We start from the raw sequence: 13132 nt of genomic DNA on the forward strand, positions 1-13132 counted from the left end.
GTTCGTCGGTTCGTCGTCGTACCGCCGCACGCCTTAGGTCGCCCGGACGGCGGACGGCGGTTCCGGAGCACCGCCGGGTGCCGGTCGCGTCCCGGTCGGGTGCCGGTTGCTGCTCGCCGTCGGGCGTGGGCCGGGCGCAGGTCAGGCCAGGTCCGCCAGCACGATGATGTTGTCGGTCCAGTGGCCGTCCGAGCCGATCCGCCCGCCGCAGGTGATCAGCCGCAGGGCGGGCGCGGGCGTGCCGCCGTAGACCTGCTCGGTGGGGAAGCTGTCCTTGGCGGCCTGGAGCAGCGTACGGACCTTGAAGTCCACGGTGCTGCCGTCCGCCCGCCGCACCCGGATCAGCTCGCCGGGCCGCAGCTTCGGCAGCTGCCGGAAGACCGCCGGGCCGTGCACGGTGTCGTAGTGCCCGATCAGGACGGCGGGGCCGGTCTCGCCCGGGGAGGGGCCGTTGCGGTACCAGCCGACCTCGTTGCCGCGGTCGGCCGGCGGCACCTGGACCGTGCCGTCGGTGTTCAGTCCGAGGTCGGCCACCGGTGCGTCCACCCCGGCCGAGGGGACCAGCAGCCGGGTCGGCGGCGAGGGCGCGAAGGGCTTCGGGGCGGTGGCTGCGGTGGTCCCGGGGGCGGAGGCGGTTCCGGTGGCCGGTGCCGCCGCCGGGGTGTTCGCGGTGCTGCCGTGGCCGGAGGACTCGATCCGCACCACCGGGCTCTCCTGGCCGGACAGCGCCAGCGAGGTGCCGAGCACCAGGCAGAGCAGGCCCGCCGTGCCGAAGGCCGTACGGCGCAGGGCGCTCGGGCCGGGCCGGGCAGCGCGGCGCCGTCCCCGACGGCCGCGACCGCGTCCGTTTTCACCGCGTCCGTTTTCACCGCGGCCGTGCCCGATGTGTCCGCGCGCCTGCCTGCGGCGGCCGGTCCCCGCCGCCGGGGCCGCCCCGGCGCCACTTCCCCGACTGGCCAGGTGCGGGGAGACGGCGCCGGGGTGCCCGGCGGACTCGGGACCGGTGTCAGCCGCGCGCACCGGAGCGGCGGCGCAGGACGGCGAAGCCCAGCACTCCGGCGCCGACGGCCGCGACGGCGCCGCCGCCCGCGAGCATCAGGCCGGAGCCGTCGGTGGCGCCGGAGCCGTCACCGGCCTGCGCGGCGCCCTTCGGCACCTCGCGGACCTGCGGCTGGGTGCCGTTCGGGGCCGGCGGAGCGGGCACGGCCCTCGGGGACTCCGCGGCGCTGGCCGGAGCCTTCGGGTCGGCCGGGGCCGGGGAGGCGGCCGGAGCGGCACCCGAGCCCGGCGAGGCGACGGCGCCCGGGGCGGTCGCGACGGGCTTCGGCGCGCCGTCGGCCCAGGCCTGCCCGCCGGTGACGGCGGTCAGCAGCGCGGCGCCGGTCAGGGCGCAGGCCGCCAGGACGCGGCGGGCGGGCGTGCGGTCGGTACGGCTCCTGCTCATGCGGTGTTCTCCATCTGCATCGGTGGGGCACGTGGGTGTGAGGTCGGTCCTCGGTGGGGACCGATCGCGGACGTCCGTCGTCGGCGCCGGACGCGTACGTCCTCGTTGTGGACGCCCTTCGACCGCTGCGGGCCGGGGCGCCGACAGTGACGGTAGGAGGGCCGTGTCGCGGTCCTCGGCCGGTCGTGTCACGGCCGCCCATCGGCTGCGTAACGACCCCGCCGCCCACAACGCCGCCGTCCGCTTCTCGACGCCGTCACCGCCGCCGCATCCCGAGTCGGCCCCGCGTCCCGATGGCCCCGCACCCCGAATCCGCCCTGCACCCCGAATCGGCCCCGCACCCCGAATTCGCCCCGCGCCCGGTGAGCGACCCCGCCCCCCGGCGCGTACCCATGAATGGGGGACCGAGAGGACCGACTGAGAGGTGGCAGCGATGAGCATGCTGGCCAACCTGGTGCCGGCGTTGCGGCATCCGCACAAGCGGACCCGGACCGGCACGGATTCCAGGACCTCGAAGACGAAGGACCGTCGTCGCCGCCGTCGTGGAAGCAACTCGCGGCACTGACGGCTCTGCCGTCCTGTCAGGGCCGGGCCGTCACCGGCCCGGCCACGTCCCTTGGGCTGGACTCGTACCGTGTGGTCGCTGCGGCGGCTGACGGCCGTCGACGCGGGTGACGGCGACGGCCGGGTGGACCCGGTCGTCGCCCCGGCCCCGGCCGTCCCGCTGCGGCGGACGTTCGGGCGGTTCTGGCCCTACACCCGCGGGGGTCGGCGCTGGCTGGCCCTGCTGCTGGGGTTCGTCCTGCTCGGGCCGGTGGTCGACGCGGCCGCGATCTGGCTGTTCAAGGTCGTCGTCGACGAGGTGCTGGTGCCGCGCAGGCTCGGGCTGTTCCTGCCGGTCGCGCTCGGCTACGCCGGGCTGACGCTGGTGGCAGGGAGCCTGCGCTTCGCCGACGAGACGACCTCGGCCTGGGTCAGCGAGCGCTTCCTGCTCGCGCTGCGCACGGACGTGTTCCGGCACCTGCAGGGCCTCTCGCTGGGCTTCTTCGAGCGGCGGCGGCTCGGCGACGTACTGTCGCGGCTGACCGCGGATGTCGAGGCGGTCGAGACCTTCCTCCTCTCGGGCGTCCTCGACGCGGTCGCGTACGTCGCCGAGCTGGCCGTCTTCCTCGGCGTGCTGTTCTACCTGCGCTGGGACCTCGCCGCGGTGGCCCTCGTCGTCGTGCCGGTGTTCTGGTTCACCGCGCGGCGCTTCTCCGTGCTGGTGAAGGCCGCGTCGCGGGAGCGACGGCGGCGCAGCGGCTCGGTCAGCGCGCTCGCCGAGGAGACCATGACCAACATCGCGCTGGTGCAGGCGTACAACCGGCAGGACTGGGAGCGGGAACGGTTCTACCGGGAGAGCTTGGCGCGGTTCCGGGCGACCATGGCGGCGACCCGGTTGCGGGCGCTGTTCGCGCCGATCGTGGAGCTGCTGGAGCTGTTCGGCGCATTGATCGTGCTGGGACTGGGCGCCTGGGAGCTCGCCCACGGCCGCCTGACGCTCGGCGAACTCCTCGTCTTCGTCGCTCTGTTGAGCCGGCTGTACGGTCCGATCCGGGGGATCTCGCGGCTCAGCAACGGCTTCTACTCCGCCTCGGCCGCCGCCGAGCGGATCATCGAACTGCTCGACCAGCGGCCGCAGGTGGCCGACCCGCCGGTCCCGCTGCGCCCGGCCCCGGTCCGCGGGGCGGTGGCCTTCGACCGGGTGTGGTTCCGCTACCCCGGCACGACCAGGGTGGCGCTGTTCGACGTGTCCTTCCGCGCCGAGCCGGGCGAGACGGTGGCGCTGGTGGGGGCGAGCGGGGCGGGCAAGTCGACGGCCGCCAAGCTGATGCTGCGCTTCTACGACCCGGAGCGCGGCGCCATCCGGCTCGACGGCATCGACCTGCGCGAACTCGCCTTGGCCGACCTGCGGGAGCGGATCGCGGTGCTGCTGCAGGAGACCCTGGTGATCCACGGCACCGTCCGGGAGAACATCGCCTACGGGCGACCGGGCGCGACCGACGCCCAGGTGGTCGCGGCGGCGAAGGCCGCCGACGCGCACGAGTTCGTCAGCCGGCTGCCGGACGGCTACGACACGGTGGTCGGACGCCAGGGCAGCCTGCTCTCCGGCGGGCAGCGGCAGCGGATCGCGATCGCCCGGGCGATGGTCCGGGACGCGCCCGTCCTGCTGCTGGACGAGCCGACCACCGGCCTGGACGCGGAGTCCGGGCGGCGGATCCTGGAGCCGCTGCGGCGGCTGATGAGCGGCCGGACGACGATCATCATCTCGCACAACCTGCTGACCGTACGGAGCGCGGACCGGATCGTGCTGCTCCGCGGCGGATGCGTCGCCGCCTGCGGCACCCATGAGGACCTGCTGGCCCGCGACGACGGCTACGCACGGCTCGACCGACTGCACCGGCCGCCACTGCGGGAGCCGGTCCGGGAGGCGCTGATGCCGCCGCTGTGGGAGGCGAACCGAGGGGCGGTCCGACGATGAGCCCCCAAGCACCGCTCCCCGCAGCCGAGTTCATCGCTCCCGGCTACCAGGTCCTGGCGCATCTGTGCCGAACCGGCTGGCTGGACGTCTACGACTGCTGGAGCGAGGAGCGCGACTGCCGCTGCGTGGTCAAGGTGCTCCGGCCCGACCGCCGCCGCGAACGCCGGCTGCGCGAGCGTCTGCTCCGGGAGGGCCGCTGGCTGACCGAGTTCACCCACCCGCACCTGGTGCGCGGCTACGGCACCGGCGAACGCCCGCAGCCGTACGCGGTGTTGGAGACCCTCACCGGCGAAACCCTCGCCCACCTGCTGGACACCCGCCCGCGCCGCCCGGCCGCCACCGACCTCGCCCTGCTCGGCCTGCACCTCTGCTCGGCGATCCACTACCTGCACGGGCGCGGTCTGCTCCACCTCGACCTCAAACCCTCCAACGTCGTGATCGACTGCCGCCGCGCCAAGGTGCTCGACCTCAGCATCGCCCGCCCGCCGGGCCCGGGCACCCCCGGCATCGGTACGGACGGCTACCTCGCTCCCGAACAGGCATCCGGCGGCCCACTGACGGCAGCCACCGACGTCTGGGGCATCGGCGTCACCCTCTACGAGGCCGCCACCGGCGAACTCCCCTTCGACGGCGAGCCGTTCAGCGCGATCCCCCCGGTCGCCCGCAAACGCCGCCTCCCGCGCCCGCTCGCCACCGCCATCGACGCCTGCCTCCGCCCCACCCCCACCGACCGTCCCACCCTGCCCCGACTGACCGAAACCCTCGACCAGCTGCTCTCCCGGAGTCGCCGCGCGCCGCCGCCACCGGAGGGATGACCGACCCGCGCCGCACCTCGGTCGGGCCGCCGCCCCCCGGTGCCTCTCCGCTGCCGCGCCGCACCCAGGCCCCTCCCCGCTACCGTGCCGCCCGGAGTTGGCGGAGGGTCCAGCCGGGGGCGAGGGGGGCGGTGTGGGTGGCGAACAGCTCGGCGGCGCGGCGGTAGGAGAGACGGGCGCGGCCGGTGTAGGGGCAGCGGTCGGGGGTGGGGGTGCCGGCGGGGGCACGGCGGTCGGTGAGGAAGAGCGGGCCCGTGCCGCGGCCGGCGATCAGGAGGGGGAGGAGGCGGGCGGTGCCGGACTGCCAGTGGAGGGGCGTGGTCCCGGGGCGGGTGCGGCGGCGGGGGAGGTCGAGGTGGTCGGCGTCCAGGGCGAGGACGGTCTCGATCGCGGCGCCGGACTCGTGCAGCAGGTGCCAGAGCGTCTGCTCGCGCAGCGGCGCGCGGAGGGTGAACAGGGCCTGCAGTTCCTCGGGGGTCAACGGGCCCGTGTGCGCGGTGGGCCGGGGCAGCGGGAGGGGGCGCAGGTCGGTGGTCGGGTCGCCGTCGATCCAGCCGCGGGCCCGCCACCAGGCCGCGGCCGCGCGCAGGGTGGAGAGCTCCCGGTTGAGTGTGCGCGGGTCGGTGTCGGCTCCGCGGTGGGCGACGGCGGCGCGCAGCCGGTCGGCGGCGGCCGGGTGGTCGAGCAGTGCCAGGGGCAGGACGGGCGGCCGGGCACGCCGCCGTTCGGGGCCGGTGGGGGCGGCCCGGTCGGCGAGCGCCCAGGCCCAGGTGTGCAGTGCGATCCGGTAGATCCGCCGGGAGCCTTCGGCGAGCCCGGAGGCGGCCAGGTAGCGCTCGACGGCGACGGCGTACTCGACCGGGGGCAGCTCTGTCACGCGAGCCTTCTTCCGCAGTAAACGGCTTCACTCAAGACAATCGGAGAGTACCGGTACGGCGCAGTAAATGGCAGGTGGGGGCACATATCGGGGGTGATTTACTGCGGCAAGGCGGAGATTTCTCGGAATTGATGGCAAGAGGCTCAAGTTTTTCCGGTAAACCCTTGAATCCCACCTCTCCGGGACCCCAGACTTTCTGCACATGGCAGTGGACACCGAACGGATCCCGGTGCGCCGAAGGCGTCTGGGAGACCGTCTCGCCGTGCTGGGCGAGCGCGAATTCATGTGGTTCTTCACCGGGTACACCACCTCCCTCCTCGGCTCCTCGATGGCGCCGGTGGCGGTGGCGTTCGCGGTGCTCGACGGCGGCGGCAGCGGCACCGAGCTGGGCGGGGTGATGGCGGCCCGGATCCTGCCGGTGGTGCTGGTGCTGCTGGCCGGCGGGGTGATTGCCGACCGGCTCGGCAGCCGCCGGGTGATGCTGGGCTCGGACATCCTGCGCGGCTCGGTGCAGGCGCTGTTCGCCGGACTGCTGGTGGTCGGGAACGCGCCGGTCTGGGCGATGGTGGCCCTGGTGGCGGTGTGGGGGATCGGCGAGGGGCTGTTCATGCCGGCCTTCGGTGCGATCGTGCCCGCTCTGGTGCGCCGCAAGGAGCTGACGGCGGACGCCAACACCCTGCTGGGGCTGTCCCGCTCGGTGTCCACGGTGGTCGGACCGGCCGCGGCCGGCCTGGTGACGGCGGCGCAGGGCCCGGCCGCGGTCCTGCTGGCCGACGCGGTGACGTACGGCGTCGGGGCCTTCGCGCTGGCCGGGCTGCGGCTGCCGGACCACCGGTCTGCGGACGGTGGCGCGGATCCGGCATCCGGCGGGAATTCGACGCTCGGCGACCTGCGGGCCGGCTGGTCGCAGTTCGCCTCCCGCCCGTGGCTGTTGATCACCACCGCGCAGATGGGCCTGTTCAACCTGCTGGTCTGGGCGCCGTTCCTGGTGCTCGGCCCGCTCACCGCGCAGCGGGACCTCGGCGGTGCGCGTGCCTGGGGCCTGGTGATGGGCGTGTACGGCGCGGGTGCGGTGCTCGGCGGGCTGCTGATGCTCGGCCGGAGGCCCGCGCACCCGCTCGCGGTGGCGACCGTGGCCGGTCTGGGCTGGGCGCTGCCCTCGGGGGCGCTCGCGGCGGGGGCGGCACTGCCGTGGGTGGTCGCCGGTGCGCTGGTCGCGGGGGCCGGCTCGGCGGTCTGCGGGACGCTGTACAACACGACGATGCAGGAGTGGGTCCCGGTGGCGCTGCTCGGGCGGCTGACCTCGTTCGGAGCGCTCGGCTCCTTCGTCCTCGGCCCGCTCGGGTTGGCGGCGGCCGGTCCGCTGGCCGGCCGGTTCGGGACGGACGCCGTGCTGCTGCTCGGGTCGGTCTGGCAACTGGCCGCCGGGGCCGTAGTGTTGGGCATACCTGCGGTACGGGGTCGCCGCTGGGGGGAGGATCCGGAGGACTGACCGACCCCGCGGACGGCTTCGGGGCGCACCCCCGGCCCCCGGTGCGGCCCACCGCGCACCGCGCCCGGCCGGCCCCGGAGTGCGACCGGCTGCCCCACCCGCGCAAGCGCGCCTCCGCGGCGGGCGGGGCGGCCGACCCGGTCGTACCGTGGAGGGTGCGGGGGTGACGGAGGAGGTTGACCAATGCCCGGTTCGCTCACCATCAGCCACCACGAGTCCGCGGCCATGCTGGACCACGCGGACGCCGAGCGGCTCGCCACGGTGCTGGCCGAGCTGGCGTACCTGCTGGAGATCCCGGGCCCGAACCGGATCAACGAGGCGCAGCTCGCCCTCCTGTGCGAGGGCCGCACGCCGGACCGCGCCGACCTGTCGCACTGGTGCGCGTCGCTCGCCCGCCAGCTGAAGGGGCAGCTCTGACCGAGGCCGACCGCGCTCGGCGGAGCGCCGACACCGTCCCCGACCGGCCGCCGTACGATGGCGCGCGGGGCGGGGACGCCCTCCGGGTGCCGGGATGGCCGGCTGCCGGTCCGGCGGAGGGTGGGGGCCCGAGCGTGCCGCAGTCCCGGTCGATGTCCTGGCTGACCGTGCCGACGCCGCTGCCCAGCGGTCCGATGCACATCGCGGTGACCCCGCTCGGCGTCGCCGCGGCCGGCTACGGCGGGCGCGACGGCGAGGCGCCCCCGTGCACCGACGAGTCGAAGATCACCGCCGTCACCGAGCGGATCGGCGCCTACCTGGCGGGCCGCACCCGCGAGTTGGGCCTGCCGATCGACTGGAGTCTGAGCTCGGGACCGCACCGCGCCGTGCTGCAGACGCTCTGGCGCGAGGTGCCGTACGGCCGGACCGTCACGTACGGCGAACTCGCCGCCCGCAGCGGGGTGTTCGAGGAGGTCGCGGAGCCCGGCCTGGCGGCCCGGACGGTCGGGCAGATGATGGCCGCCAACCCCGTCGCGCTGCTGGTGCCCTGCCACCGGGTGGTGGCGGCGGACGGGATCGGCGGCTTCGGCGGCGGTCGGGTCGGGATCGAGGTGAAGCGCTGGCTGCTCACCCTGGAGGGGGTGCTGGAGCCGACGCTCGACTGGGACGGGCCGCTGTAGGCAGGGGGTGGGCGCGGGCCGTGTCAAGGGGTGGCGCGGGCGCGCGGGGTGATGGGGGAAGATGGGTGCGGGATTCCGATATGTTCGAATAGATGGTCGAACGAATATCGATCAGGCGATCTAGTCGTACTATTAATTCGGCTATTCCGAACCACTCGAACGAGTGATTGCGGACAGTCCTCGAATGGGCCCACCATGAAGCTGCAACACGAATGTGCAAGGTGACTTCATCGGGTATCGGGTATGCGAAGGGCTCCCCTCATGTCGACCGAAACCAATGCCGGTATTCCTGCGCCCGGCGCGCAGACGGATGTCCGGCAGCAGCAGAGTCTGAGCACGGCCGGCGCGCGCAACCTCGCGACGACCACCAAGTCGGCACCGCAGATGCAGGGCATCAGCCCGCGCTGGCTGCTCAGGAAGCTGCCCTGGGTGCAGGTGTCCGGCGGCACCTACCGGGTCAACCGCCGCCTGCGCTACGCGGTCGGCCGTGGCCGGGTGAGCTTCGTCAAGACCGGTACCGAGGTGCGGATCGTCCCGCCGACGCTCGCCGAGGTGCCGATGCTGCGCGGTTTCCAGGACGAGGCGGTGCTCGAGGAGCTGGCCTCGCGCTTCGTGCAGCGGGAGTTCAACCCCGGGGACGTCCTGGTCGAGGCGGGCACGCCGATCAGCGAGGTCTTCCTGATCGCGCACGGCAAGCTCGACCGCATGGGCACCGGCAAGTACGGCGAGGAGACGGTCGTCGGCACCCTCGCCGACGGCGACCACCTCGGCGACGAGGCGCTCCAGCAGGCGGACGGCACCTGGCCGTACACCGTCCGCGCCGCGACCTCCGGCACCGTGATGGCGCTTGCCTGGCCCTCCTTCCAGGAGCTCCACGACCGCTCCGAGGCGCTGCAACTGCAGGTCATCGAGTACCTGAACGGCTTCCAGCAGGCGCAGAACAAGCACGGCGAGGCCGCGATCGACCTCTCCTCCGGCCACCAGGGCGAGTACGAGCTGCCCGGCGCCTTCGTGGACTACGAGCTCAGGCCCCGCGAGTACGAGCTGAGCGTCGCGCAGACCATCCTCAAGATCCACACCCGCGTCGCCGACCTCTACAACCAGCCGATGAACCAGACCGAGCACCAGCTCCGGCTGACCATCGAGGCCCTGCGCGAGCGCCAGGAGCACGAGCTCATCAACAACCCCGAGTTCGGCCTGTTGGAGAACGCCGCGTACGACCAGCGGATCCAGACCCACTCCGGCCCGCCCACCCCGGACGACATGGACGAGCTGCTCAGCCGCCGCCGCAGCACCAAGCTGTTCCTGGCCCACCCCAAGGCCATCGCTGCCTTCGGTCGGGAGCTCAACAAGCGCGGCATCAACCCGGGCACGGTCGAGGTCGAGGGCCGGCACGTCATGTCCTGGCGCGGGGTGCCGGTCTTCCCGTGCAACAAGATCCCGATCGTCGGCGGGCACACCAGCTCGATCATCGCGATGCGAATCGGCGAGGACAACCAGGGTGTCATCGGGCTGCACCAGACCGGAATTCCGGACGAATACCAGCCGAGCCTTTCGGTGCGGTTCATGGGAATCGACGACAAGGCCATCATTTCCTACCTGGTGAGCGCCTACTACTCCGCCGCGATCCTGGTGCCGGACGCCGTCGGCGTCCTGGAGAACGTGGACATCGCGCAGCGCTGACGGCCCGGCGGGGCCGACCGGAGATCCGCGCCGTCCGGCCGGAGGTGCTCACCGCACCCCGGCCGGACGGCGCGTCCCGGTGCGTCCCGGCGCGTACGGGCGGGGCCGCTGCCTCCCGCGAGCACCCGGGACCCGCGCCCGCAACGCCTCCCGGGACACCTGCCGCAGCATCGCCCGCAACACCTCCCGAAACACCGCCCGACACCCACAGCGCAATCCCGGCAACGCCCACGCCGGGCCGTCCCAGGACAGGCGCCGACAAGGGGGAGAGACCCATGACGAGTCCCACGCTGGAGCGGGACCACAAAGAGGGGCACGAGGCGGCGGACATCCTCGCCCGTGCCCGCGCGCTGGTCGACCCGGTCCTGCGGGCCGCCGTCGACTCGCTGCCCGGCACGATGCGCAAGGTCGCCGGCTACCACTTCGGCTGGTGGGAGGCGGACGGCACACCGGCCACGGCCTCCGCCGGCAAGGCGATCCGGCCTGCCATGGTCCTCGCCGCCACCCAGGCCCTGGGCGGCAAGCCCGGCCAGGCCGCCGCCGCGGCCGCAGCGGTGGAGCTGGTGCACAACTTCACCCTGCTCCACGACGACGTCATCGACCGGGACGACACCCGGCGCCACCGGCCCACCGCCTGGCGGGTGTTCGGCACCACCGAGGCCATCCTGGCCGGGGACGCCATGCACTCCCTCGCGCTGCGGCTGCTCGCCGAGGACACCCACCCGGCCGCCCACGGCTCGATCCGCCGGCTCGCCGACTGCGTGGTCGAACTCTGCGAGGGCCAGCAGATCGACTGCGCCTTCGAGCAGCGCAACGACGTCTCGCTGCCCGAGTGCCTGGCGATGGCGGAGGCCAAGACCGGCGCTCTGCTCGGCGCCGCCTGCGCGATGGGCGCCCTGTACGGCGGGTCGTCCGAGGACGCGGCGCAGGCGATGGACGGCTTCGGCAGGGAGATCGGCCTGGCGTTCCAGCTGATCGACGACCTGATCGGCATCTGGGGGGATCCGGCGGTGACCGGCAAGCCGGTCGGCGCGGACCTGGTCGCCCGGAAGAAGTCGCTGCCGGTGGTCGCGGCGCTGGGCTCCGGCACCGTCGAGGGCGAGCGGCTCGCCGAGCTGTACGCGCTCGAACGCCCGCTCAGCCCCGGGGAGTTGGCGCAGTGTGCGGCGGCGGTCGAAGGGGCCGGCGGTCGCAGCTGGGCGCAGGGGCAGTCCTGTGAGCGGATGGCCGCGGCGATGGCGCAGCTGGCCTCCGCCGTACCGGAGCCGTCCGCGGCCGACGAACTGCTGGCGCTCGCCGAGCTGGTCACCCGCCGGACGCACTGAGACCGGGCGCGCTGAGACCGGGCGCGCTGAGACCGGGCGCGCTGAGACCGGGCGCGCTGAGGCGACACGCGCCGAGGGCGGCGCCGTTCAGGAGTGGGAAGTCGGCCCGGCCGACTTCCCACTCCGCGTCTCGGCCCGTAGGCGGGACGGTCGCGCCGGGCAGTAGCCGCCGGGCAGAAGGGCCGCGGGAGCCCTCGCCGATCACCCGGGCGGGCCAGTCGGCGAAGGCGTGCCGGGACGAGAGGAAGGTGTCGCGGCCGGCCCGCCCGTACGGCAGCCACGCGGTGACGGGCGCGTGCCGTGCGGCGCCCGGTCCGAGGTGCCGCCCCCTCCCGGCCCACTTAGCATCCGATCTGTAGCAGTCTGTACCGATCTGCAACGGTTCGACCGGATGCGGCAGTGGGAGGGCGACAGCATGGTCAACCCGGCACTCGTGGACCCGGCCACCGTCCGCGCGACCGCCGCCGAGGCCTGGATCCGCGCCCAACCGATCCTGCGCACCTACCGCTCCCTCTACGCCCAGGCCCTGGACGACGCGGACCCGTCGTACGTCGGCGGCTTCGGCGTCTTCCGCCACCACCCACAGCCGCCCACCCCCGCGCACACCCGCGCCGGCACCCGCGCCGGCACCCCCATCGACGCCCTGACCGGCATCGGTGAAGGCACCGTCGGCGAGGCCGGGGACGCCCCGTACTCCCGTGCCTGGCTCGACCTGCGCACCGAGCCCTGGGTGGTCTCGGTCCCCGCCGAGGACCGCTACTACGTCCTCCCGCTGCACGAACTCGACACCGTGTACGCCGGGTTCATCGGCTCCCGGACCACCGGCCCGGAGGCCGGGGACCACCTGGTGGCCGGCCCCGACTGGCGGGGGGAGCCCCCGCCCGGCATCCGCAGCGTCATCCGCACCGCCACCCGGCTGGTCGGCATCCTCGGCCGCACCCGGCTCACCGGGAACACCCCCGCCGAGATCGCCGAACTCGCCGCCGTCCAACAGCGGTACCGGCTGCGCCCGTTGCACGAGTACGCCGGCACGCCCGCGCCGCCGCCCGCCCCGGAGCCGGTCTGGCCGGTCTGGCGCGACGAGGTCCCGGACGGGCTCGAGTTCCTCGCCTTCCTCGACTTCCTGCTCGGCTTCTTCCCTTCCGACGGTCCCGTCCCGCTGCCGCCCGCCGAGACCGACCTGCGCGGCCGCCTCGCCGACCTGGGCGTCGACGGGCGCGGGGAGTTCGAGCCCGCCGCCCTCCCGCTGGACGTGCGCGCCGAGATCGAACGCGGCATCGCGGACGGCCGCGCGCGGCTGGAGGGGGCTCTCGCCCAACTCCGCGACCGCTCCGCCCTGCCCGGCGAGAACGTGTACGGCGAGGACAGCAGCGGCGAGGTCGTGTACGGCACCCGCGAGCAGGTCGGCGCGGACTTCCTCCGGCAGGCCGTCGGCGCGGCGGTCGATCCCGAGGGGCTGCCCACCGAGGAGGTCTGGCGAGGCCGTTGGGCGGCGGACAGCGCCGGCCGCCGCCCGCCGAACGCCGCCGACCGCGACCACCTCATCCGCTTCGCCCCGGACGCGCTGCCGGCGGCCCGCTTCGCCTGGTCCGCCACCCTGTACGCACTCCCGGAGCACCGGCTGGTCGACAACACCCTGGACCGCTACTCGATCGGCGACCACACCCCCGGCCTGGTCCGCGACCCGGACGGCGGACTCACCCTCTACGTCCAGCACAAGCGGCCCGCCGATGCCGACCACTCCGCCAACTGGCTGCCCGCCCCGGACGGCCCGTTCACCGTGGTGCTCCGGCTCTACGGCCCGGACCGGACCGTCCTCGACGGCCGCCGGCGGCTCCCACCGCTGGACCCGCGCTGATCCGAAGCGCTCTCCCGCTC

11 protein-coding genes are annotated in these 13132 nt (G+C 74.3%); 8 read left to right on the top strand and 3 right to left on the bottom strand.

From position 1 onward, the window contains the following. Window positions 1-141: 141 nt before the first annotated feature. The gene (locus tag ACZ3TI_RS00705) at window positions 142-747 is read right to left on the bottom strand and encodes a class F sortase (protein ID WP_465721877.1); all 606 of its coding nucleotides are present in this window, start codon (window positions 745-747) and stop codon (window positions 142-144) included. A gap of 259 nt (window positions 748-1006) precedes the next feature. Further along, the gene (locus ACZ3TI_RS00710; protein ID WP_465721879.1) at window positions 1007-1444 is read right to left on the bottom strand and encodes a sortase-dependent protein; all 438 of its coding nucleotides are present in this window, start codon (window positions 1442-1444) and stop codon (window positions 1007-1009) included. 634 nt (window positions 1445-2078) lie between these two features. Here ACZ3TI_RS00710 and ACZ3TI_RS00715 point away from each other — a divergent pair. Both ACZ3TI_RS00715 and ACZ3TI_RS00720 read left to right on the top strand, forming a co-directional pair. Then, on the top strand, window positions 2079-3965 hold the full coding sequence (locus ACZ3TI_RS00715) for an ABC transporter ATP-binding protein (RefSeq protein WP_465721881.1): 1887 nt from the start codon (window positions 2079-2081) through the stop codon (window positions 3963-3965). Next, a complete protein-coding gene (locus ACZ3TI_RS00720; RefSeq protein ID WP_465721883.1) occupies window positions 3962-4780 on the top strand; it encodes a serine/threonine-protein kinase in 819 nt (272 codons plus the stop codon). Before ACZ3TI_RS00715 ends, ACZ3TI_RS00720 begins: the two co-directional genes overlap by 4 nt. A gap of 79 nt (window positions 4781-4859) precedes the next feature. Here the strand turns inward: ACZ3TI_RS00720 and ACZ3TI_RS00725 are convergent, their stop codons facing one another. Beyond that, on the bottom strand, window positions 4860-5657 hold the full coding sequence (locus ACZ3TI_RS00725) for a hypothetical protein (protein WP_465721885.1): 798 nt from the start codon (window positions 5655-5657) through the stop codon (window positions 4860-4862). Between the two features lie 202 nt (window positions 5658-5859). Between ACZ3TI_RS00725 and ACZ3TI_RS00730 the strand changes: the two genes are divergently transcribed. The 6 genes from ACZ3TI_RS00730 to ACZ3TI_RS00755 all read left to right on the top strand — a co-directional run bounded on the left by ACZ3TI_RS00730 (window position 5860) and on the right by ACZ3TI_RS00755 (window position 13112). Continuing rightward, the gene (locus ACZ3TI_RS00730) at window positions 5860-7149 is read left to right on the top strand and encodes an MFS transporter (RefSeq protein ID WP_465721887.1); all 1290 of its coding nucleotides are present in this window, start codon (window positions 5860-5862) and stop codon (window positions 7147-7149) included. A 183-nt stretch (window positions 7150-7332) separates the two neighbouring features. Further along, window positions 7333-7566, top strand: a complete 234-nt coding sequence (locus ACZ3TI_RS00735; RefSeq protein ID WP_465721889.1) for a hypothetical protein — start codon at window positions 7333-7335, stop codon at window positions 7564-7566. Between the two features lie 134 nt (window positions 7567-7700). Continuing rightward, on the top strand, window positions 7701-8246 hold the full coding sequence (locus ACZ3TI_RS00740) for a methylated-DNA--[protein]-cysteine S-methyltransferase (RefSeq protein ID WP_465721891.1): 546 nt from the start codon (window positions 7701-7703) through the stop codon (window positions 8244-8246). A 261-nt stretch (window positions 8247-8507) separates the two neighbouring features. After that, the gene (locus ACZ3TI_RS00745; RefSeq protein WP_465721893.1) at window positions 8508-9929 is read left to right on the top strand and encodes a family 2B encapsulin nanocompartment shell protein; all 1422 of its coding nucleotides are present in this window, start codon (window positions 8508-8510) and stop codon (window positions 9927-9929) included. Between the two features lie 275 nt (window positions 9930-10204). Beyond that, a complete protein-coding gene (locus tag ACZ3TI_RS00750) occupies window positions 10205-11254 on the top strand; it encodes a family 2 encapsulin nanocompartment cargo protein polyprenyl transferase (RefSeq protein ID WP_465721895.1) in 1050 nt (349 codons plus the stop codon). 391 nt (window positions 11255-11645) lie between these two features. Further along, the gene (locus ACZ3TI_RS00755) at window positions 11646-13112 is read left to right on the top strand and encodes a DUF1254 domain-containing protein (protein WP_465721897.1); all 1467 of its coding nucleotides are present in this window, start codon (window positions 11646-11648) and stop codon (window positions 13110-13112) included. The last annotated feature ends 20 nt before the right edge of the window (window positions 13113-13132 follow it).

The organism is Kitasatospora sp. NPDC023120 (assembly GCF_055560835.1).

Excerpts from the sequence above, each read along its gene's own strand:
- ACZ3TI_RS00710 (WP_465721879.1), bottom strand. The coding sequence starts at position 1,444 with ATGAGCAGGAGCCGTACCGACCGCACGCCCGCCCGCCGCGTCCTGGCG.
- ACZ3TI_RS00720 (WP_465721883.1), top strand. The coding sequence starts at position 3,962 with ATGAGCCCCCAAGCACCGCTCCCCGCAGCCGAGTTCATCGCTCCCGGC.
- ACZ3TI_RS00730 (WP_465721887.1), top strand. The coding sequence starts at position 5,860 with ATGGCAGTGGACACCGAACGGATCCCGGTGCGCCGAAGGCGTCTGGGA.
- ACZ3TI_RS00735 (WP_465721889.1), top strand. The coding sequence starts at position 7,333 with ATGCCCGGTTCGCTCACCATCAGCCACCACGAGTCCGCGGCCATGCTG.
- ACZ3TI_RS00745 (WP_465721893.1), top strand. The coding sequence starts at position 8,508 with ATGTCGACCGAAACCAATGCCGGTATTCCTGCGCCCGGCGCGCAGACG.
- ACZ3TI_RS00750 (WP_465721895.1), top strand. The coding sequence starts at position 10,205 with ATGACGAGTCCCACGCTGGAGCGGGACCACAAAGAGGGGCACGAGGCG.
- ACZ3TI_RS00755 (WP_465721897.1), top strand. The coding sequence starts at position 11,646 with ATGCGGCAGTGGGAGGGCGACAGCATGGTCAACCCGGCACTCGTGGAC.